This window comes from Oceanobacillus alkalisoli (assembly GCF_022213125.1).
In the GTDB taxonomy this organism is placed as follows: domain Bacteria; phylum Bacillota; class Bacilli; order Bacillales; family Amphibacillaceae; genus Oceanobacillus; species Oceanobacillus alkalisoli.
This window is the reverse complement of sequence record NZ_JAKNRA010000001.1, coordinates 185,483-206,624: the sequence shown is the minus strand read 5'-3', so window position 1 is coordinate 206,624 and position 21,142 is coordinate 185,483. Positions and strand designations below refer to the sequence as shown.

Annotated in this window: 20 protein-coding genes; 10 read left to right on the top strand and 10 right to left on the bottom strand. The window is 40.9% G+C overall.

Annotation, left to right across the window (positions count from 1 at the left end):
- Positions 1-10 precede the first annotated feature (10 nt).
- Positions 11-1,135: a zinc-dependent alcohol dehydrogenase family protein gene (locus L3V42_RS00975; protein ID WP_235763491.1), complete on the top strand. Its 1,125-nt coding sequence runs from the start codon at positions 11-13 to the stop codon at positions 1,133-1,135.
- 212 nt (positions 1,136-1,347) lie between these two features.
- Here the strand turns inward: L3V42_RS00975 and L3V42_RS00970 are convergent, their stop codons facing one another.
- From L3V42_RS00970 to L3V42_RS00955, 4 genes are read right to left on the bottom strand one after another with little or no spacing between them, the layout of a single operon-like run.
- Positions 1,348-2,013, bottom strand: coding sequence for a hypothetical protein (locus tag L3V42_RS00970; protein WP_238471020.1), 666 nt, complete (start codon positions 2,011-2,013; stop codon positions 1,348-1,350).
- Positions 2,013-2,372, bottom strand: a complete 360-nt coding sequence (locus L3V42_RS00965; RefSeq protein WP_238471019.1) for a FixH family protein — start codon at positions 2,370-2,372, stop codon at positions 2,013-2,015. Before L3V42_RS00965 ends, L3V42_RS00970 begins: the two co-directional genes overlap by 1 nt.
- A complete protein-coding gene (locus L3V42_RS00960) occupies positions 2,372-2,974 on the bottom strand; it encodes an ABC transporter ATP-binding protein (RefSeq protein WP_238471437.1) in 603 nt (200 codons plus the stop codon). The genes L3V42_RS00965 and L3V42_RS00960 overlap by 1 nt, the downstream gene beginning before the upstream one ends.
- Before the next feature lie 55 nt (positions 2,975-3,029).
- Entirely contained in the window at positions 3,030-3,761 is a 732-nt protein-coding gene (locus L3V42_RS00955) for an ABC transporter permease subunit (protein WP_238471018.1), read from the bottom strand.
- Positions 3,762-4,061: 300 nt separating this feature from the next.
- Here L3V42_RS00955 and L3V42_RS00950 point away from each other — a divergent pair, with 300 nt between their 5' ends.
- The gene (locus tag L3V42_RS00950; RefSeq protein ID WP_235763497.1) at positions 4,062-5,102 is read left to right on the top strand and encodes an SEC-C domain-containing protein; all 1,041 of its coding nucleotides are present in this window, start codon (positions 4,062-4,064) and stop codon (positions 5,100-5,102) included.
- A 128-nt stretch (positions 5,103-5,230) separates the two neighbouring features.
- Here L3V42_RS00950 and L3V42_RS00945 read toward each other — a convergent pair whose 3' ends face one another.
- Positions 5,231-6,445 (bottom strand): dicarboxylate/amino acid:cation symporter, encoded by a 1,215-nt coding sequence (locus tag L3V42_RS00945; RefSeq protein WP_238471017.1) that lies wholly within the window; start codon positions 6,443-6,445, stop codon positions 5,231-5,233.
- Between the two features lie 947 nt (positions 6,446-7,392).
- Between L3V42_RS00945 and moaA the strand changes: the two genes are divergently transcribed.
- The 7 genes from moaA to L3V42_RS00910 all read left to right on the top strand — a co-directional run bounded on the left by moaA (position 7,393) and on the right by L3V42_RS00910 (position 14,316).
- Entirely contained in the window at positions 7,393-8,403 is a 1,011-nt protein-coding gene (moaA, locus tag L3V42_RS00940; RefSeq protein WP_238471016.1) for a GTP 3',8-cyclase MoaA, read from the top strand.
- 33 nt (positions 8,404-8,436) lie between these two features.
- Positions 8,437-9,447: a MoeB/ThiF family adenylyltransferase gene (locus tag L3V42_RS00935; protein ID WP_238471015.1), complete on the top strand. Its 1,011-nt coding sequence runs from the start codon at positions 8,437-8,439 to the stop codon at positions 9,445-9,447.
- 11 nt (positions 9,448-9,458) lie between these two features.
- On the top strand, positions 9,459-10,727 hold the full coding sequence (locus L3V42_RS00930; RefSeq protein WP_235763501.1) for a molybdopterin molybdotransferase MoeA: 1,269 nt from the start codon (positions 9,459-9,461) through the stop codon (positions 10,725-10,727).
- Between the two features lie 14 nt (positions 10,728-10,741).
- Positions 10,742-11,203, top strand: coding sequence for a molybdenum cofactor biosynthesis protein MoaE (locus tag L3V42_RS00925; RefSeq protein ID WP_238471014.1), 462 nt, complete (start codon positions 10,742-10,744; stop codon positions 11,201-11,203).
- An 88-nt stretch (positions 11,204-11,291) separates the two neighbouring features.
- A complete protein-coding gene (locus tag L3V42_RS00920; RefSeq protein WP_238471013.1) occupies positions 11,292-12,686 on the top strand; it encodes an NAD-dependent succinate-semialdehyde dehydrogenase in 1,395 nt (464 codons plus the stop codon).
- A 113-nt stretch (positions 12,687-12,799) separates the two neighbouring features.
- A complete protein-coding gene (locus L3V42_RS00915; protein ID WP_235763504.1) occupies positions 12,800-13,000 on the top strand; it encodes a hypothetical protein in 201 nt (66 codons plus the stop codon).
- 110 nt (positions 13,001-13,110) lie between these two features.
- A complete protein-coding gene (locus L3V42_RS00910; RefSeq protein ID WP_238471012.1) occupies positions 13,111-14,316 on the top strand; it encodes a DUF4317 domain-containing protein in 1,206 nt (401 codons plus the stop codon).
- A gap of 446 nt (positions 14,317-14,762) precedes the next feature.
- Here L3V42_RS00910 and L3V42_RS00905 read toward each other — a convergent pair whose 3' ends face one another.
- The 3 genes from L3V42_RS00905 to L3V42_RS00895 form a co-directional block, all read right to left on the bottom strand.
- A complete protein-coding gene (locus tag L3V42_RS00905; RefSeq protein WP_235763506.1) occupies positions 14,763-16,232 on the bottom strand; it encodes a glycine betaine uptake BCCT transporter in 1,470 nt (489 codons plus the stop codon).
- A 538-nt stretch (positions 16,233-16,770) separates the two neighbouring features.
- On the bottom strand, positions 16,771-17,688 hold the full coding sequence (locus L3V42_RS00900; RefSeq protein ID WP_238471011.1) for a DMT family transporter: 918 nt from the start codon (positions 17,686-17,688) through the stop codon (positions 16,771-16,773).
- A 219-nt stretch (positions 17,689-17,907) separates the two neighbouring features.
- Positions 17,908-18,453 carry a Gmad2 immunoglobulin-like domain-containing protein gene (locus tag L3V42_RS00895; protein ID WP_238471010.1) on the bottom strand — a complete coding sequence of 182 codons (546 nt, stop codon included), beginning with the start codon at positions 18,451-18,453 and terminating at the stop codon, positions 17,908-17,910.
- A 185-nt stretch (positions 18,454-18,638) separates the two neighbouring features.
- On the opposite strand from L3V42_RS00895, the gene metA reads away from it, so the two are divergent.
- The gene (gene metA / locus L3V42_RS00890; protein WP_235763509.1) at positions 18,639-19,547 is read left to right on the top strand and encodes a homoserine O-acetyltransferase MetA; all 909 of its coding nucleotides are present in this window, start codon (positions 18,639-18,641) and stop codon (positions 19,545-19,547) included.
- A gap of 84 nt (positions 19,548-19,631) precedes the next feature.
- On the opposite strand, the gene L3V42_RS00885 is transcribed toward metA, so the two are convergent.
- Together L3V42_RS00885 and L3V42_RS00880 are read right to left on the bottom strand one after the other, a co-directional pair.
- A complete protein-coding gene (locus tag L3V42_RS00885; RefSeq protein WP_235763510.1) occupies positions 19,632-19,898 on the bottom strand; it encodes a DUF3006 domain-containing protein in 267 nt (88 codons plus the stop codon).
- Entirely contained in the window at positions 19,886-21,112 is a 1,227-nt protein-coding gene (locus tag L3V42_RS00880) for an MBL fold metallo-hydrolase (RefSeq protein WP_235763511.1), read from the bottom strand. The genes L3V42_RS00885 and L3V42_RS00880 overlap by 13 nt, the downstream gene beginning before the upstream one ends.
- Positions 21,113-21,142 lie beyond the last annotated feature (30 nt).

Here is a 21,142-nt window from a genome sequence, read left to right as displayed (position 1 = left end):
GGATATAAAAATGGAAGTTAAATCAGCCGTACTAAGAGAATCAGCGGCAACAACACCATATGCGGACAGTCAACCAATTAAAATTGAAACATTGAAATTAGGCGCACCGCAACTTGGTGAAGTGTTAGTCGAAATAAAAGCTGCAAGTCTCTGCCATTCCGACTTATCCGTGGTTGATGGAAGCAGGCCCCGACCATTGCCGATGGCGCTCGGCCATGAAGCTGCTGGAGTTGTGAAAGAGGTTGGTGAAGGGGTGACAGACTTGGAGCCTGGAGACCATGTGGTCTGTGTATTTGTCCCAAGTTGTGGTCACTGTGTACCTTGCATGGAAGGTCGACCTGCTCTATGCGAACCTGGTGCAAAGTCCAATGGGGATGGTACATTAATCGGAGGAGGAATCCGGCTTCATCACGGGGAAGAGACGGTTCATCATCATGTTGGTGTATCAGCTTTTTCTGAGCATATCGTTCTTTCACAGAACTCTCTTGTTAAAGTGAATAAAGATATTCCGTTTGAAAAATTAGCTTTATTCGGTTGTGCAGTTATTACAGGAGTCGGTGCGGTTATCAATACAGCCCATATTAAACTAGGGAGTACGGTCGGAGTTGTTGGCCTTGGCGGTATTGGATTAAGTGCTTTATTAGGTGCTGTTGCAGCTGGAGCGAGCCGTGTCGTTGCGATCGATATAAATGACAAAAAGTTAGAAAAAGCAAAAGAACTTGGAGCTACAGATGTTTTCAATTCGAAATCTAATCAAGTTATAGATGAAATTAAATCGGCAACCGGTGGCGGATTGGATTATGTTTTTGAAACGGCTGGGGCCGTTCCAGCTTTAGATGTTGCCTATGCAATTACAAGGAGAGGTGGCACAACAGTTACAACGGGTCTGCCGCATCCGGAGCATGAGTTTTCATTTCCATATGTCACCTTGACTGCGGAAGAGAAAACATTAAAAGGCTCTTATGTCGGCAGTTGTGTACCGAAGCGGGATATTCCTAATTTTATCGAGCTATTTAAACAGGGTCGCTTACCGGTCGATAAACTGCATGCAAAAACAATCGCGCTAGAAGAAATCAACGTAGGCTTTGATTTATTAGCCTCAGGAGACTATTCCAGAATAATTGTAAAGTTTTAATGAGAATATGGGACAGATGCTCTGACCGAGGCTGCTGAAAAACATATTTTGGAAATTATTTTTCCCACTTTGATAACCAAAATCGAGTGAAAACAGGTATTTATTCCCCACTTTCATAGGTTATTTTACATGAAATTTGGGAATCGGTTTCCATTCGCTTGAAATTAGTGTACTTTTTCAGCAGCCTCGCTCTGACCCTCTGTCCCAAAAATCTATTTCACATGTATTTCAATTTCGAGGGTGTTCATTTGGTCGATGAGTAGTTCTTCGTAGTCTTGTTGTAGCTGGTAGCTTTGTTCCTGTTCGGTTTGTTCAGGTTTTTCAGTTTGGATTGCTTGCAATAAGTCATTTACGACCCGGTCACGCAATAAAGAACTGCGCATATAGTCTTGAATGTTGCGGTTGAGTTTCGTTTCACCGTATTCTTGGATCATTGCCTGAACGGTATCAATTTCCGCTTTGGAATCTTTAAACTGGCTGACAGCTGCATCGAGTTTTTCCATCGGGACATCGTAATGTTTCTCTTCTGCAAGGAGGCGAATGGCATATATTTCTATCATGTTCTGTAATTGGACATTAATATTTTCCAGATAAGCTGCTTGTTCACCCCAGAACAAGTCCCGCTCCGCTGCTGTATCAGCGGCTAAACCCTCCCAGTCACGATACCGGTTCGCCTCTACTTCAATCTGTTCCATAAAGGTGTAGAATGCTAAATCCTCTGTATCAAAAGTTTTCCCTTCAATTGTAGCGACTGACTCGACCTCATTGGATTGAATATCGTTATCTGGTTGTTCTACTGCACTTGTCAATTCCTTGGCACAGGCGCCTAAAACGATGAGCATAAGCAGTCCAAGAACGAGCGGCCATTTTACTCTCATCATCCTTCACTCACATTAAACGTTATCGTTTCTTCATAAACTTTACCATCCAACTCTGTTTCGGTTTCCATAATCCATTCCCCACCCATCGGTAAATCAACATTCGCAGTATAACTGCCATCTCCATTATCGGTGAAGTTTGCTTCAATAACGCCATGGTCCATTTTTGCCATCTCCAAGCTTCCCGCGATGGTCATACCAGATACGGCCTCTCCATTATCCTCTACCATAATAATAATTTCTGTTTCCCCGTCTGTTACATAGTGAGGAGAATTATCGACTGAGAAATCAATGTCACTTCCACCACAAGCTGCAAGGAAGCATAATCCGGTTATGATGATCCATAATATTTTTTTCATTATGTTGCATCCTTTAAATGATGTTCCATAAATTCATCCATCGTGTACTTAGTAATCTTGCCATCATCCATATAAGCGACATGGGTACATACCTTTTTTATTTCTTCAAAATGATGGGATGCCATGAAGATTGTTTTGTTTTCCAGTCCTTTTATAATATTTAAAATCTTGTTCCGGCCAACTGGATCGAGTCCGCTCGTCGGTTCATCCAAAATGATGATGTCACTGTCAAAATAGAGAATAATTGCTAAGCCGAGACGTTGCAGCATCCCTTTTGAATACTCGCGGCTATATTTATCATGGTCACCCCATAAGGAGACAAGCTTCAATTTCTCTTCTATTCTTGCTTCATCAATCTTTTTACTGCTGACCGCTGCGAAAAATTCCATGTTCTCTTTTCCTGTCAGATTCGGATAAAGTTGAAATTTCTCAGGTAAATAGGAGACAAACTTTTTCCAATCTCCTTTTTTATTCGATTTCCCATGCAAGTAGCTGGAGCCTTCTTGATATGTTTGTAAACCGAGCATCGTGCGGATGAGGGTAGATTTTCCGGCACCATTTCTCCCGACAAGGGCACAGCGTTCATTCTTTTCAACGGTCAGATTTACTTTCTATAAAACTTCCTTATTAAAGCAACGTTGATTTAAGTTTTGAATCTTAATCATGGCGATCACCAATCCTTCTGCTAAATAGGGCGAACAAGAAAAATAATCCGGGCCAGATGAGTAAATTCATCAGTAATAACAACCATGGGCTCATCATGACGAAATCACGGACGAGGTGAGAAAGATTGATTAGACTGAACAATCCTAGCTCGACCTCCAGTAAGAATCGCAACGTATGCAGCGGGTCAAGAAAGTAAAACCAGGCAAACAATGTAACGTTATGATAGTCAACAGCTGGCAGGACATATAAAAATACAAGGCCCAAAAGGAAGATTAAGAAAAACCAAATTAAGATGTTGGCACTAACGAGTTGCATTTTTGACCGGGCAATAGAGCCAAGGAAAATCCCAATTTGATTAAAAATTAGAAGTAAAATACCTAGGACAAGAATGAATACGAGAAAACTATAAAACTCAAAACCAACGAATACCTTCATAAATATTGCCAGAATCAGATAAGCAATAAAGAAAGTTGAAATAATCACAAGCTGAATGGCAATCGTCTTATTCCAAAGAAAGCTGAAATAAGATTCTTTCTTTGTGAGTAAGATCATATTTGTTTTAAGTTCCTTTTCCTGATAAATCGAAAAGGATGCGAGAAACAAGGCAAATAGAGGGATTAAATAAATATTCATATCATAAATGGATAAAAGCAGCGCTTGAAAACCTAATTCACTTGGAAAAAAGCGGGCTTCTGATATGAGAAATAAAGATGTTAACATCATAATCCCGATTCCGAGGCATAATCCTTTCCCTCGTCGTTTATTTGATAGAAGGTCTTTAACCTCCTGTCATCTTTATTATGCCAAGAGATGCTTCACTCTAGAGTGATATAAATCACTTGAATATCTGATATTTCGTGGCAATTGACTTAGGTTATGACAGATTTGGAAAGTTCCATACAAATGATGAATTGAGACACTTGCAGGAAGCCTTATATGCCTCTGACCCCAATGTCCCGCTTGAAATTAGGCGTGATAATGTTCATAATTATGTGATATAGTGCTACTAAAGGGGTGGTGTTCATGGTAAATGTCCGAGAAGATAAATTTTGTCCGTGTGGAAGTGGAAAAGCATATAAAGTTTGCCACGGGGCAGCAAAATCTAATGTCATTCAAATGGATACGAGCCGTTATGAAAATGAATTGGAACGGCTAGAAGCCGATCTTTTAAGCTTTGCCTGGTTAGAATATGAAAATGAATTGTCTGATTTAGCTGCTTTTGAAGCGCGCAAATATAATATTGATGATGAAGAAGCTATTGAAGTCATTATGTATGGCCTTTTAGAATGGGCGATTCTTTATCAGCAATACTGGAATGGACATACTCTATTTGAAGAATTTTATCGGAGAGTGAGATATAGTATCAAATATGAGAATGTCAGGAAGATATTTGAAAGCTGGAAAGCAATCATCCCGTCCGTCTATGAAGTTATAGATGTTGCGGAGACATCTGTCACACTTAAAGACCGGAGAAGCAAGGAAATACATACGCTAATGAATACGGAACAAGACATTGATATCGATGAAGTATTTATCGGAATATTGTTCCCCTCCATCCATCACTATAGTTATATGCTCATTCTCACACCAGTCGTTAATTCGGAAATGTTATACGATCCTAAACATGAAATCTACCAAATGAATGATAAAGCCTTCATCGAAAATTATCCAGACATATTAGTGAAGTCGAGAATAGATGTACAATTGAATGAGGTTTTTAATATTGAGTGGGCAGACCCGCTTTATGGAGATGTTATTAAAATTGCGGCCGAGCGTATGAAGATGAATGGTGCAGTTTCCGATCACTTTTTTGATATGGCAATCGTAATTTGGAAATTATACACAGAAGCGGCACAACCGAAGATTAAAAAACCAGAGGGATTTGCTGCTGCAATTGAATTCATTGTATATAATGCGAATTATGACGAAGATTTGCCAAAAGCTGAACTTGCAAGAGAATATGGGGTAGCGGTATCAACCGTTACCAATAATATAAATAAAATGATGCCTGTCCTCGTAAAAGAACTGACCAAAATTCAAGACGAATTGAACGAAATTATCTAACACTGGAACATTGGGGTCAGAGCATTTGTCCCAAATAAGAATGGGACATTGGCTCTGACCCCAATGTCCCATTCATTTATCCCGGTGTTAGCGTTTGTAAAAACCGACTGATTGAAGTTTCATTTTATCTAGGCTTTCCTACGTTTTTCATTCTCAGAAATAATATATGCACAGGCTGCATCACCTGTAATATTGACTGCTGTACGCAGCATATCTAGTAAGCGGTCGATTCCGATGATAAGCGCGATGCCTTCAACCGGGAGCCCGATTTGGGAAAGGACCATCGCAAGCATAATAAGCCCAACACCAGGAACCCCAGCCGTACCAATACTTGCAAGTGTTGCAGTAAGAATTATCATAATCATTTCCGCAAACCCAAGATTAATCGCATACACTTGAGCAATGAAAACTGCAGCTGTTGCTTGCATAATAGCTGTTCCGTCCATATTGATTGTAGCGCCAAGCGGCTGAACAAAACTACTAATACTCTTACTTACTCCAAGATTTTCCTGAGCAGATTTCATAGAAATCGGTAATGTCGCATTGGAGCTTGATGTACTAAAAGCGACAGACATTGCCGGGAAAAAACCTTTATAGAACGTCCAAGGATTGGCTTTTCCGAGCACCCAAATGGCGAGACTATATACAATGGCACCATGAACAAATAAGCCCAAAATAACAGTCCCCATATAAGCCCCCATTGATCCGATTGCGTCAAGACCTCCGCCACCAATAGCTGAGGCTATGAGAGCAAATGCACCATACGGAGCAGCTTTCATGACAAGATTAACAAGAAACATAAGAATATCATTCGCCTGTACGAATAACCGTTGAATCCCTTGTGTTTTATCTTTGAGGAAGGCAAGAGCAATCCCAATGAAAATAGCAAATGCAATTATTTGCAGCATATCCCCAGCAGACATAGAGGATACTGGGTTTGTAGGAATAATATTAATGATTGTCTCCATTATAGGTGGAGCCTCAGCTGCTTCATATTCTGCCATATTAACATCAAAGACACCTTCTGTACCCGGCTTGATCATAAAGGAGAGAGCCAAACTGATGCATAAAGCAATCGCCGTCGTAATAAGAAAAAAGCTAATCGTCTGAATTCCGATTCTACCTAACTTTGCAGGCTCACTAAGACCAGCGGTACCAAGGACAATCGAAACAAATACAATTGGGATAACGAGCATCATAATCAGATTAATGAACAATTGACCAACAGGAGTTAACAAATACATATCAAGTGGGGAGAAAACGCTCTCAGGAATGAACGTTAAAATAATACCTGCAATCACACCGAGAACAAGGGCGATTAAAATCTTTTTCGTCAGACTCATTTATCCGCCTCCTATCTTCTGTTGGCATAGGTTATATTTAACCTCTTTATAGACTATGCTTGAAATACATTAAGTAGAACAGAAAAAACTGGTGAATCAGGGTTGATCCTGTTCACCAGTTTGCTTATACTTTGTTCTTATTTATTGTGTATCTCCGCTAGCAGATTAGGTATGGCAGGTTTTATAAAATCTTTAGGTTCCATTTTTTCTAATGAATTTCGCATTCTTGGTGAAGCATATATTGTAAGTAAATAATGTTTAAACGGGTTAATCAAGGAAATCCCCTGATTAACCCGTTTTTTCATCTTATACTTAACCCAACTTTCTCATCCCTAACAGCAGAACGCTTTCATTCAGCGTAAGTATCCGAAACCGAAACTCTCTACTGGAGGTCCGCAGTCCAGACACCTCTCGCACCTGCTGAGCGGCCGGCAAACCTCCTCGCGCTGAGCACTAAGGGGTCTCGCCAGGCCTATCCTCCAACAGGAGTCTCGAGGTGTCTGGACTGCTACCAGGAAAGGTCAAATTTAGATCACTGTTTATTATTCCAAAGATATAATTTTATCGTGAATTGGCACTGGAATAAATGCTATTAATAATAATCATCTCTACCAGTTCAGTTGCCTGGTGGACGGTGACTCCTGCGGGAACAGTACGAGCCTGGAGACCCCACAGGGCGGCAGCCCGAGGAGCTCTAGTAGTGCCCTAGGATGCGCATCCGTCCACCGGGAAACTGAACGACGATTAGAGAGTATTTCAGGAGATATGTGCAAATTATTTACGCTGAATGAAAGCGATGAGTAGTTCACTAAAAAGTAACATGTATCATAGTTGATAATACAAACTGTTCGATATTATCTACTATAAGGCTTATAATGAAAAATAAGAAAACGGAAAAGAACGGCAACTTGAAAACAGTACCCGATTAATTGGAAGGGAGAGATTTCATGGCGCATATTACCGATAAATTTGGCAGACCACTTCAAGATTTACGTATTTCCGTTACAGACCGCTGTAATTTCCGGTGTACATACTGTATGCCAAGGGAAATATTTGGACCGGATTATGCTTTTTTACCAAAGGATCATTTACTTAGTAATGATGAAATTACGAGGCTTGCAACTGCGTTTGTCGAGCTAGGAGTGAATAAAATCAGGCTGACCGGTGGTGAACCGCTCCTAAGAAGGGATCTCCCACAGCTGATTGAACAATTAAGTGGAATTGATGGACTCGAGGATATTGCGTTAACGACGAACGCTTCCCTGCTTCCGAATAAAGCGGAAGCAATTAAAGATGCAGGTTTGAAACGAATTAATGTAAGCCTGGATGCCCTTGATAATGAAACGTTCCAAACAATCAATGATAGTGGAGTAAGTACCGAACGAGTGCTTAAAGGAATCGATAAAGCGCTAGAAGTTGGTTTACATGTGAAAGTGAACATGGTTGTTAAAAAAGGCATGAATGAACAGGAAATTATTCCGATGGCGAAGTTTTTGAAAGAAAAAGGAGTTACGCTGCGATTTATTGAGTTCATGGATGTAGGTACGACGAATGGCTGGGATTTCAGTAAAGTTGTAACGAAAAAAGAAATTCTTAATAAGCTTACGCAGCATTTTGAAGTCGAACAAGTCAATCCGGATTACCTCGGGGAAGTGGCACAGCGTTATCGCTACAAAGGAACAAATAAAGAAGTCGGTTTTATTACTTCCGTATCCGAGTCATTCTGTTCAACTTGTACAAGGGCTCGGATTGCGGCGGATGGAAAACTTTATACATGTTTATTTGCTTCCAGTGGTTATGACTTGAAGGAGCTTGTCCGTTCCGAACCAGATAACGGAAAGATTAAAGAAACAATTGCGTCAATCTGGGGCAAACGAACAGATCGTTATTCGGATGAACGAACAGAACAAACGGCAAAAAACAAGAAAAAAATCGAGATGTCTTATATCGGTGGTTAAAATGGATTTCCAGAAAAGAAAGGAAATGTAGCGATGAATGAACGATATTCACGACAAGCTTTATTTAAACCGATTGGAGAATCCGGGCAAGAAAAAATCAATCAAAAACATGTTCTCATTATTGGTTGCGGGGCCCTAGGAACAGCGAATGCGGCTAATCTTGTCCGTTCCGGTATTGGTAAGCTGACAATCATCGACCGCGATTACGTGGAGCTAAGTAACCTCCAGCGCCAACAACTCTTTACGGAAAAAGATGCTGAAAATCAAATTCCAAAGGTGATGGCAGCCAAAGAAAAATTGGAAGCGATTAATCCGGAAGTGGAAATTGCTTCCCATATTCTCGATATAACTGGAGAGGAGATTGCGCCGCTTCTTCAAAATGTGGATCTTGTCATTGATGCGACCGATAACTTTGACATTCGTTTCATCATGAATGATTTAATCCATAAATATAAGCTTCCATGGATATTCGGCTCTGTCGTTGGCAGTACGGGAATGAGCTATACGATTTTACCTGGTGAGACTCCATGTCTAGCCTGTATTTTAAATACGACAACAATGACAGGTGCGACATGCGATTCAGTTGGAATCATCGCTCCGGCCGTGCAAATGGTTGTTGCCCACCAATCAGCTGAAGCATTAAAGCTGCTCGTAGAAGATGAAAAGGCTTTGAGAACTGGGCTTGTCATGTTTGATCTCTGGTCCAATCAGTATCAGACGATTAAGGTGGACCGGGCAAAAAAAGCGGATTGTCCTACGTGCGGCGCAACTCCGGCATACCCAGCGTTAAGTTATGATGAAAGAACAAAAACAGAAGTGCTCTGTGGAAGAAACACTGTACAAATCAGGGCGAAGCGTGACGTTATTTTACCGGTTCTTGCAAGCAAGCTTACAAGACTTGGACAAGTCAATGTGAATGAATTTCTGCTTTCGCTGCAATATGAAGATTTACGGGTTGTTATTTTCAAAGATGGCCGGACCTTCATTCATGGGACCGATTCCATTGAACAAGCAAGGAGAATTTATTATCAGCTTGTTGGTTAGGAGGTTGAGTTATGGTAGAAATACGGACACCTATTGAGGTGAATGATGCAATAGAGCGAGTCATGAAATACGCGGTAAAAGGGGAGAAGACTTTCATTCCATTAGAAGAAAGCCACGGTTTTTTTCTAGCAGAAGATTTGATTAGTGATCATGCTGTCCCTCCTTTTGACCGGACACGCTACGACGGATTTGCCATTCGGTCGGAAGCTACTGAAAATGGCGATAGTAGGTTAGAGGTAGTTGGCCAAATAGGTGCGGGAAGTGTATTTGAAGGGACTGTAAAGGAAAATGAAGCAGTTCGGATTATGACTGGAGCAGAGATTCCGGCAGGTTGTGATGCTGTCATTATGCTGGAACATGTTAAAGAAACGAGTCAAGGTGAAAAGAGATTTATCGAGTTTACCAGAAAACTAACTTCATTTGAAAATATTACAAAAACAGGCGAAGACACGCAAAAAGGCGAAGTGCTGGTACAGAAGGGAACATACATAAATCCAGGGATTATGGCATTGCTGGCAACCTTTGGTTACAGACAAGTTCCTATTGTGAAGCGACCAAGAGTTGGAATTATATCGACTGGCAGTGAGCTTTTACCTGTGGATGCAGCACTCGAACCAGGCAAAATAAGAGACAGTAACTCCTATATGTTAATCGGTCAAATTGAACGGGCAGGTGGTATTCCTGTTTCCCTTGGTCAATTCGCCGATGATTTGGATATTTGTTATGACCAAGTTGTTGCTGCTTTAGATGAAGTGGATATTTTACTCACAACAGGTGGTGTGTCTGTCGGTGATTATGATTATATCCCAGCTATTTTAGAGAGATTAAATGCAAATGTATTATTTAATAAAATTAAAATGCGCCCGGGTTCTGTTACAACAGTTGCAGAAGTAGACGGCAAACTATTTTTTGGTTTATCGGGCAATCCCTCATCTTGTTATGTTGGCTTTGAATTGTACACTAGACCTGCAATCCGCAACCATTTACATACGAAGAATCCTTATTTAAAAAAGCTGACTGCCCAGCTTGGTACTGACTTTACTGCACCTAATCCATTTCACCGATTCGTCCGGGGAAAACTTATCTATGAAAGCGGAAATGTTATTGCTGTTCCAGTTGGTCTTGATAAGCCGAACATTGTCACATCTTTAGCAGAAGCAAATGTACTTATCGTGCTTCCTGGAAATAAAGAGGGATATGAAGCCGGAGAGCAAGTAATGGCTGTTCTACTTGCGGATCAGTCTGGAATCGCTTGGAACGACTGGTTGCGAAAAGAGTAATGAGGAGGCACAGCATGACGGAAAAAATGTTTGAAATCGTGAAAGATCCGATTGATACCGACGATGTAATTCAGAAGGTAACACGCAGAGAAGCAGGAGCGATTACGACTTTTCTTGGAATCGCACGGGAATGGACACGGGGAAGAAAAACAATCTATCTTGAATATGATGCTTACATACCAATGGCCGAAAAGAAACTTGCTGAAATAGGAGATGAAGTAAAAGAAAAATGGCCCGAAACGGAAGTCGCAGTCACTCACCGAATGGGACGTCTCGATATATCAGAAACTGCTGTATGTATCGCCGTCTCCTCCCCGCATCGTAAGGCCGCTTATGAAGCGAATGAATATGTCATTGAGCGAATCAAGCAGATTGTCCCGATTTGGAAAAAAGAACATTGGGAAGACGGTGAGACATGGATTGGTAATCAATTGGGGACCCAAGTTTATCCAGATGGCTCACCTGAGGAGGAATAAATAAAGAGATTTCTAAATGTTTAATGAAAGTGTGGAAGGGAAATTCAATATCGGATGTTCAAATACGATGAAAAGGAGCGGACAAAACATGGCAGAAAGTATAAAAGTACTTAATCCAGCTACAGGTGAATTAGTGGAAGAGGTAACAGTGGATACAGAAGAAGAAATTCAAGCAAAACTGGAAAAAGTTGCAGATGGGTTCGCGAAATGGAAGAAAGTTAACGCACATGAGCGAGCACGTTTGCTTCGAAAATGGTCTGAAAAGGTACTGGAGCAGAAGGAAGAAATTGCTCGAGTGATGACGCTCGAAAGTGGGAAACCACTATCTGAGTCCCTCGGAGAAGTTGAATATGCTACAAGCTATATTGATTGGTTTGCAGAAGAAGCAAAACGGATTTACGGAAGAACTGTTCCAGCAAATACCGAGTCCAAACGGATTCTCGTTACCCGCCAGCCAATCGGAGTAGTCGCAGCAATTACACCATGGAACTTCCCGGCAGCCATGATGACAAGGAAAGCTGCACCGGCTCTTGCGGCAGGTTGTACATTCATCGTAAAACCGGCAAGTGAAACTCCACTTACGACGATGAAGTTGATTGACCTGGCATATGAAGCAGGAATTCCAAAAGATGTAGTTCAATATGTCAATGGTTCTGGAAGAACGGTTGGTGAGATTTTTACAAATAGTTCCTTGGTGAAGAAAATTACATTCACCGGTTCGACTCCAGTTGGAAAGCAATTGATCAAGCAAAGTGCGGATTCGGTAAAACACGTATCAATGGAACTCGGTGGACATGCTCCGCTCATCGTTACGAAAGATGCCGACCTTGATATCGCAGTACAGCAAACTATTCTCTCTAAGTTCCGTAATGCTGGACAAACTTGCATTTGTGCAAATCGGGTGCTCGTTGCAAAGGAGATTGCTGACGAATTCGCTGACAGGCTTGTAAAAGAAGTGGAGAAATTAAAAGTCGGAAATGGACTGGAAGAAGGTACGCAAATCGGCCCGGTCATCAACGGGGACGGCTTTAAAAAAGTTGTCGGCCAGATTGATGACGCTGTTCGAAAAGGTGCTGAAGTACTAGCAGGTAATAAATTCGATAAAGATGATGATAAAGGCTATTACTTCATCTATCCTACCGTTCTGAAACAAGTGACTGGTGAAATGGATATCATGCAGGAGGAAACTTTTGGCCCAGTGCTTCCGATTACGGTGTTTGATACGGTCGAAGAAGCGGTTGCTATTGCGAACGACACACCATTCGGTTTAGCGGCTTATTTCTTTACAAATGATTACCGGACAGGCACGTATTTGCATGAGCATCTCACCTTTGGTGTCATCGGTTGGAATGATGGTGCCCCGTCTGCTGCACATGCCCCGTTCGGTGGGTTGAAGGAAAGCGGAATCGGTAAAGAGGGTGGACTTGAAGGTATTGAACCATATTTAGAAACGAAATATTTATCCATCGGTGGATTGGAATAAATACCAAAAAAGGGTGAGCAACCCCACCCCTTTCTATTGTAAATCTTCCCTCCAATATGCACACAGACATTCGGGAATCCTGTTGCATATTCTGGAAGGGAAGGAGGGATAGCATGAGAGAAAGGTTAAACTGGTTGCTCGCAGCGATTGTTTCGGGATTTGCGTTAATCGGTTTAGGATATCTTATTCCAGAAGAATATTCCACACTGGGAACTGTCCTCTTCATTGCGGGGACAATTGCCGTTGTTATTTTTGCACCAACGATCATCATAAAAACGTTATCCGGGCTGTTAAAAGGACATGCAAACCGGTAAACTGGAATCAGGTTATTAAATCTAGTAAAGAGGACGTTCGGGGAATTCTCCTGAACGTCCTTTTTTGTAGTATAATAAATTGTATCAGTCTATAAATAAGGAGTGTTTACGTGAATAAAAAAGATATTGCCAGTTTCCGCAGGCAATTAAAGCCGGAAAATGATCTATTGAAAATAAATGAAGTGTTTAACGTATATATTATGAAAGAATCAAGTGAAATCTATCATCAGGAGAACACCCCGTTTGAAATGCTGGAGAGGGAACAACAGGAATTGTTCATGAATAATTTTAAAAAAGTGCTTGCCGGCCAATTAGATCGGAAACTGTTTGAATTGAAATTTGTTCATGAAGCAGAAAACAGCACCCAATTACTTCTTCATCAAGGGGTATTGACCGAACATAGTGAAACATGGAGAAACCGCATGGTGCAAATTGTTGAGAAAATGCTCGAAGTGAAGCAGTATGACGAAGATATTATCGTCACTTTCACGAAAGGTGAATATATGAAGACGGTAAAGCCGATTAGTGAAGAGACCGAAGAGAGTGAACGGGATAAAGTCTATTCTCATTTCTTTATTATGTGTACAATCAATACGACCCAAGATCCCAGGAAAGAATTGGCATTCGATTATGTGGAAAAAGAATTCAAATACAATATCGAAGTCGATCCGATTATTGATTTGAATGCCCCGATAGGCGGGTTCTTGTTCCCGACCTTTACCGATGGTGTATCTGATGTGAACCGTGTTCTTTATTCAACTGGGAAATCAAAAGAACTAGATTTCTCATTTATTGAAGATGTTCTGAATGCAGAAGAAATCATGACTGCTGAAGAAGATAAGATTGTATTTGAAGAAATTGTTAAAGATGTGGCTGGTGAACAGTTTACGACCGCTACCCTCGCAAATGTCTATGATGAGATCCAGCAGGTGATTGAAGAGACGGATCCGGATGATACACCGAAGCTCGATTACCGGGATATGGAAGCTGTTTTAAGTAGCAGCGGGATAAAGGATGTGCAGCCGGAAGCTGTGGAAGGAGCCTTTAAAAAAGTAATCAATGATGAGAAATTTGAACTGAAGGCAAACAATGTTGTTCCAAATTATAACTCCAAGTCGATTAAAATCAAAACGAAAGCTGCTGATTTAAAAGTTAGTCCAAGTGAATTGCGTTATATACGCCAAATGCGGCTCGACGGAAAACTTTGTCTCGTTATCGAACTGGAAGAAAACACGGTAATTGAAGGCTTTGAAATTATTGAAGAAGATTTGGGAGTACGGGATCCGGAAAAAGAACCGGATGAATCAACGGTATGATAGTTAAAATTAAAAAAGGTTGAGTTTCCTATTTCAGGAAACTCAACCTTTTTGTTAGCTAGAAAATACTGTAGATAACTAAAATTGCTAGGCTAGCCACGTCGGCTCTGCGCCCAGCAACTAGTAGATCTTTTGGTGGGGCGAGCAGTGACTTCACACTCCTCCAATCGATAAAGAAGACTTAGCCGTTCGGTCTTTGTGAGGCTTAGTCGCACTTATACCCTTGTGGTGAAAGTCAACATCGGCTCATAACGAAAGGAGGGCCGTTTAAATTCGGGCTAAAGCCCAACTCACGTCTACCCCTTAAGGGGCATGTTTCCTTTATCTCTCTTCCGGTAAAAAGGAGGTTCGATTAAGTTCGCCTCTTCCTGGGGCAACATCGAACTACCTCCCATCCTGGGAGGCACAGTTTGTACGTTGCTGAACGGGCGCTTCCGCCTTTGTTCTCATACTTCTTTATTCAACGCTTTATACAAAGCAAATATCATTAAAATCATAATGAAGGAGAAGGGCAGTGCCGCGATGATGATTGTATTTTGCAAGGCGCTGAGACCTCCTACATAAAGAAGAATGATTGCTACCGCAGATTGCGCAATTCCCCAGGTGACTTTAACGGTATTAGGCGGAGTAAGTGAGCCTTTCGTTGTCTGCATACCAAGGACAAATGTTGCCGAATCCGCTGATGTAATAAAGAACGATGCAATTAAAACAATCGCTATAATAGAAAGAAGCGTCGACATCGGAAGCTGGTCGAACATATTGAATAATACGAGTTCCGTTGCAAAGCCAGACAAGTCGAAACCACTATCTTGGATATTTCCAGCTGTTGTCCCGAATGCTGCGTACCAGATGGCGATAAACAAGGTCGGGACAATCATGACCCCTAAAATGAATTCCCTAATGGTACGCCCACGGGAGACTCTTGCGATAAACATACCGACAAATGGTGCCCAGGATACCCACCATGCCCAGTAAAATATGGTCCAGCCGTCAAGCCAAGCACGGTTGTCAGAAGCAAGGGGTGCGGTTGTAAAGCTCATCCCAATCAAGTTTTGCATATACAATCCAATTGTTTCCGTGAACATATTCATAATGAGAACAGTCGGTCCAATTGCGATAACAATTATTAAAAGAATAACAGCTAAAACAATATTCGTATTGGATAAATATTTAATCCCTCGGCTTAATCCAGACCAAGCGGATATCATGAATAGAGCTGTTACAACAATTACAATTAATAATTGTGAAATAAATCCTACTTCAATTCCAAATAAATGTGATAACCCGCCATTAATTTGTACTGCACCAAATCCAAGAGAAGTTGCGACACCAAATACGGTTGCAAATACAGACAGTACATCTACAAATGTCCCGAATGGGCCATCCATCTTATCGCCAAAGAGCGGCTTCAATGTTGAGGAGATCAAACCGGGCTGACCTTTTCTGAATTGGAAAAAGGCAAGCGACAAAGCAACGACGCCATACATTGCCCAAACATGAATTCCCCAGTGGAAGTAAGAATAAACAAGTGCATCTTTAAAAGCTGCACCTGATCCGACTTCTGCATTGGGAGCATCCACAATATAGTGAAATAGTGGCTCTGCGGACCCATAGAAGACAAGCCCGATTCCCATACCAGCGGAAAAAAGCATGCCAATCCACGTAACGGTGGAAAAGTCAGGCCTATCATGGTCTCGGCCAAGACGAATTTTGCCAAACCGGCTAAATGCAATTAATATTGCTACAATGACGAGGGCTGACATGAGCAACATATAATACCAACCGAATGTTGTAGAAACAAAAGCTTGAACCCGGCTAGTTAAATCTTCAAATTCTGTTGGGAACACAGCTCCCAAAATAACCATAATAACGACAATTGCCAGTGCTATGTAAAACACTTTTGAAACTTTCTTCATATTTCCTCCCTTAAGATATAAAATAAAATACATGCGTTCTATTATACCCATAATAAAATAAAATGAAACCCGAATCAGGTAATTCTTACATAAATGATGGAGCGTGCAGAGAAGAGAAACTTCGGCTGTCGAACATGGAATAGTAATTAACACTTGAATAGATAGTAAAAGTTTCGCTAAATGAAATGGATTTCTTTATAGAAAAGTAAAAAATAGGAGGATTTTAAATTTGTTGTCTGATTTCCGACATGATTCGACGAAATTCTTTGGGAAAATTGAATAACTTTTGCGGGAATCGATTTTTCTCGACAAAAAAACAGAGGAAAAACCAAAAATTGCTTTTTGACGAATTGTTTTTTATTTATTATCTTTGGGGTGAGAGATTGGTTGAGGGGTACTCCCACCCCCAATATAAATCATCATGGAGAGGATCTATTATTTACGAATGCTCCTTCCCCTACAAAAACGATAGACCTCCTCCATGAATACTCATGCTAGTCCCCTCTATATTGGCTTACTTTTCCCTCGACCATCCCAATTAGATTTTCGGCCTTATATTAACGATAATGATTCCGAGTGCAACGAGGGCAAGAGCAAATAGGATTGCCGGCGTAAGGCTTTCTCCAGGAACTAAAATCGTTGATAAAATAGAGCCTGACACAGGGACAATGAACTTATACATTGTAATTTCTCCTGCAGGGTTATATTTTAGTAAGGAGTACCAGAGCGCAAAAGCAACAGAAGAAAGCAAGGCGGAGTAAATAAATAATCCCCAGCCGAAAGGAGTGAAAACCATTGCGTTCTCCCCGAGCTGTGGAAAACCGATGAGTAATAATACGATTGCTCCTAGAGTGAACTGCCACCCTGTTATTGCAAATGGATGAATTCCTTTAGCGAGTTCTTTTGCCATAATCGTGGCAACAGCACTTGTTACACCAGATAAAATCATATAACCTTCGCCAGTAAACGTGAACTGGAATGAAAAGCCTTGTCCCCAGTTGGCGACGATAATGCCTCCAAATCCTGCTAGAAGTCCAATTGCTTTTTGGGTTGTCATCTTATCATTTACATAAAAGTAATGCGCCAATAGAACAGTGAAAAATGTTCCGCTTGAATTCAGGATTGCTCCTTGCATCCCGGTAACATTGGCCAGTCCGTTATAAAAGAAGAAATATTGCAGGGCAGTCTGGACAATGCCGAGAATAAGCAGAACCATTAGCTGCTTTTTTGTGACAAATAATTGTTTGTAGTTACTCACCATAAGAAAACCAAGTACAATAAGTCCTGCGAGTAAAAATCGCAGTCCGGCAAAAACAATTTTAGCAATAATGTCGTCTGACGCAATTTGAAATTCATCATAACTTATTTTAAGTACAGGGAATGCACTTCCCCATAATAATGAACAAAATACAGCAATGGCCGCGACCGACCATTTTTTCTTTAATAATACTTGCATTTATACAACCTCTAATCCAAAAAAATGAGGGCCAATTAGACTGTATCTAACTGACCCGTTTTTATCACGCATTAACGGTCTGTAATCTCCCCACTTCTAAAGATAAGGGAAACCCAACATGTGAAGATGGAGATAAACAGTCCGTAAATCCCTGATTCTGTTCAACTAACATTCCGTGAAGGAGGTAAGGAAACTCCCACGGAATGAAGTTTCACTTTATTAATCTTTAACTTTTACTGGAATAATTAATTCGTTTTGTCTGGATCCATCTTTTGCACTTTCTTCATAAAGTACAATCAATCCAGTATCATTGGCAACTTCGTCAAATGAAATTGTTATTTCAAACTCGCCCCATTCAGGAGCACCTTGACTTGCCGTTACAAATCCTTTGGCAAGGATGTTATGGCCGTCTTCAAATTCATAGGAAACGTTTGCCTCAAATACCCGTGCTTCTCCGCGGACAATAAATTCATTAGCAACAACACTGTCGGGTGCAGGCTCAAATACCTTAAAGGCATCATTTTCCGCAACGATATCCATTCCATCAGAAGCATTACCTGAATTTGCTTCCTCTTCCGTATCTTCTTCTGCTGCTTCCCTATTCTCTGTTGTATCCTCTTCCGTTCCCTCATCTTCTGCGACATCTTCCTGTTCAGGTTCATCTTGTTGTTCTGTATCCGAACCAACTTCATTTCCACCACAAGCACTCAGGAAAAGTACCCCAAAAAGAGTAATTGTAAAGAAAGTCAATCGCACCTTTTTCATTGCCTTTTCCCTCCAAAATTATGACTTATTGCTTCTTTATTATATATCATTTAAGGACAATCTTAAAGCGAGGCACTTAGCAGGAAGTTTGAATCAAGTGAGAAACGAATGCAAGGACTTGCCGTTTCAAGATTTAATATTTATAATGATTGTTATTATAAAAAAACAGAGGGGAGACGTGTGGATTGCCGATTAATATACCGAGAGAATTACCAGCGAGGGAAACATTAAAAGAAGAAAAGATTTTTGTAATGGAGGAAGACAGAGCCCGTACTCAGGATATACGTCCATTAAATATCTTAATTTTGAATTTAATGCCTGAAAAGGAAAAAACAGAACTGCAATTACTACGTTTATTAGGGAATACACCATTACAAGTGAATATTACATTCTTACGGACAGCAACGTATCAATCCAAAAATGTCAGCAATTATCATCTCGATACGTTTTATACGACATTTGATAAAATAAAATCGCGTAAGTTTGATGGCCTTATTATTACTGGTGCACCAATTGAACATCTGGAGTTTGAAGAGGTTAACTATTGGCGGGAGTTACAACAGATTATGGATTGGTCGGTGGAGAATGTAACGTCAAACCTCTACATATGTTGGGGAGCCCAAGCAGCACTTTACCATCATTATGGAATCGAAAAAGAAGCCTTGCCTGAGAAATACTTTGGTATTTTCAATCATGATGTTTCCTTACCAACTGAAAAGCTCGTCCAAGGTTTTAATGATAACTTTTTTGCACCACATTCGAGACATACGACCGTTAGCTTGGAAGCAATTGAAGAGCATCCCGAACTTTCCCTGTTATCGAAGACAGATGAAAATTCTCCATTCATCATTCTTTCAAAAGATCGGAAAAACATTATGATTACAGGTCATCTAGAGTATGATGCTACAACGCTTCGTGATGAATATGAGCGGGACATGAAAAAGGGCTTTGAGATGGAGGTGCCTGTAAACTACTTTCCAGATGATGACCCGGAGAAGCCTCCTTTAAATTTGTGGCGCTCCCATACACATTTACTGTTTTCGAATTGGCTGAACTACTATGTCTACCAAGAAACACCGTATCATTGGAATTGACAAAAGAGTTGCTTAGACAATAAAAAATCCGAACAAACCAAGTAAATCTTTGGTGCAGCTTGCTAGCTGGTTTGTTCGGATATTTCATCGCTTGAATTTACTGCCTTTTTTCTTTCCTCGCAATTGATCCATGAGGGAAGCGGATTTTTTAGCCGCTGCTTTTGTCTGTGTCAAATCAATACTGGCGATTTGATAGCTGCCGTTAGCTTTCTCTAAGTTGAATATCGTATGTTTGGCACTGCCCCGAGGTAAACCTTCTTTGTTAACGATCAATTCCTCTTTCGTTTCTTCAATAAGAATAACCGCCTGATTTCCTTCGAATCGATCTAAAATCCCTTTCATTGTACACATGCAATCCCTTCTGTTTGAATATCCGCCATTCGTGCAGAACCAATTCCAGCGATTTTTGTCAGGTCACTAATGGTCTGGAAAGGTCGCAGTTCAATTAAATCTACGGCCCGCTCTGGACCAATATGGATAATTTGCTGTAATTCTTCAACTGTCGCTTCATTAATATTAACACAACTAGAAGAAGAAACTTGTTCTGTTTCTTTGTTTTTATTTTGGGACATTTGCTCTGACCCCGTTGTCCCGCTGTCAGGCGCTGCAATATTTGTGTCGATTTGGATGTCTGTGCCATTTGTTGTGAGGAGGATTGTGCCATGAATGGCTGTACCGTATAGTTCGATGTTCCTTTCTTCTATGGCTGAGACGACTTCTGGGCTCGGGTGGCCATAGCTGTTATCGGCGCCTGCACTATAAACGACAATTTTTGGTGAAACTGCATCAATGAATGCTGGGTCATTCGATGTTTTCGAGCCATGGTGTCCAAGGTGGAGGACGTCGGCTGATACATTAAAGTTGCTTCGCATATAAGTTTCTTCACGCAGGCCGGCATCCCCGGTCAAAACGAATTTCACATTATCATATGTAAACAAGGCGGAAATGGATTCCTCGTTGGTTTTCCCTGAAATGTTATCCGGGTACAGGATTTCAATTTGCAATGGACCGATTGCAAATTCTTCACCTGCTCGGGGTTCATAATAGTCCGCATTACTGGCTAGAACTGCTTCAATTGCATCCTGAAACGTCTGGGAAGAACTTTCATTACCTGACATCCATACTTCTCCGACATCAAAGGTCTGCATGACTTGTTCAAGTTGTCCAATATGATCAGCATCCGGATGGCTCACGATAACAAGATCAATAAAATTTACATCATTTCCAGTTAAGTAATTCGTTACCTCACTGCCGCGCCAATCACCCGTATCAAATAAAACAGTATATTGTTCCTCACCTGAACGGTACCGGAATAAGGTAGCATCAGCTTGACCAACATCGATAAAATGAACGGATAGTTCTTCAAGTTTTTCCGTCTGATTTTTCTCAGGTGAAACCTCTTCGGTCGTATCCTTTGCTTCGTCCTGTTTAGCCGCAGTGGATACGGTCTTTTGGTTGCTCACTGTTGTTTCATTGGCATGATTCGCTGTGTCTGTTGGCATTTCCTCGCAAGCGGAAAAGATGAACAGTCCAAGGAATGCCAATATAAATGTTAAACGTTTCACATAACTTCCCCCTAAACTTCAAAACTTCCA

Bases quoted from the DNA above. Each gene is read 5' to 3' on its own strand.
- L3V42_RS00975 (WP_235763491.1), top strand. From the start codon at position 11: ATGGAAGTTAAATCAGCCGTACTAAGAGAATCAGCGGCAACAACACCA.
- L3V42_RS00970 (WP_238471020.1), bottom strand. From the start codon at position 2,013: ATGAGAGTAAAATGGCCGCTCGTTCTTGGACTGCTTATGCTCATCGTT.
- L3V42_RS00965 (WP_238471019.1), bottom strand. From the start codon at position 2,372: ATGAAAAAAATATTATGGATCATCATAACCGGATTATGCTTCCTTGCA.
- L3V42_RS00955 (WP_238471018.1), bottom strand. From the start codon at position 3,761: ATGATGTTAACATCTTTATTTCTCATATCAGAAGCCCGCTTTTTTCCA.
- L3V42_RS00950 (WP_235763497.1), top strand. From the start codon at position 4,062: ATGGTAAATGTCCGAGAAGATAAATTTTGTCCGTGTGGAAGTGGAAAA.
- L3V42_RS00945 (WP_238471017.1), bottom strand. From the start codon at position 6,445: ATGAGTCTGACGAAAAAGATTTTAATCGCCCTTGTTCTCGGTGTGATT.
- moaA (WP_238471016.1), top strand. From the start codon at position 7,393: ATGGCGCATATTACCGATAAATTTGGCAGACCACTTCAAGATTTACGT.
- L3V42_RS00935 (WP_238471015.1), top strand. From the start codon at position 8,437: ATGAATGAACGATATTCACGACAAGCTTTATTTAAACCGATTGGAGAA.
- L3V42_RS00930 (WP_235763501.1), top strand. From the start codon at position 9,459: ATGGTAGAAATACGGACACCTATTGAGGTGAATGATGCAATAGAGCGA.
- L3V42_RS00925 (WP_238471014.1), top strand. From the start codon at position 10,742: ATGACGGAAAAAATGTTTGAAATCGTGAAAGATCCGATTGATACCGAC.
- L3V42_RS00920 (WP_238471013.1), top strand. From the start codon at position 11,292: ATGGCAGAAAGTATAAAAGTACTTAATCCAGCTACAGGTGAATTAGTG.
- L3V42_RS00915 (WP_235763504.1), top strand. From the start codon at position 12,800: ATGAGAGAAAGGTTAAACTGGTTGCTCGCAGCGATTGTTTCGGGATTT.
- L3V42_RS00905 (WP_235763506.1), bottom strand. From the start codon at position 16,232: ATGAAGAAAGTTTCAAAAGTGTTTTACATAGCACTGGCAATTGTCGTT.
- L3V42_RS00900 (WP_238471011.1), bottom strand. From the start codon at position 17,688: ATGCAAGTATTATTAAAGAAAAAATGGTCGGTCGCGGCCATTGCTGTA.
- L3V42_RS00895 (WP_238471010.1), bottom strand. From the start codon at position 18,453: ATGAAAAAGGTGCGATTGACTTTCTTTACAATTACTCTTTTTGGGGTA.
- L3V42_RS00885 (WP_235763510.1), bottom strand. From the start codon at position 19,898: ATGTGTACAATGAAAGGGATTTTAGATCGATTCGAAGGAAATCAGGCG.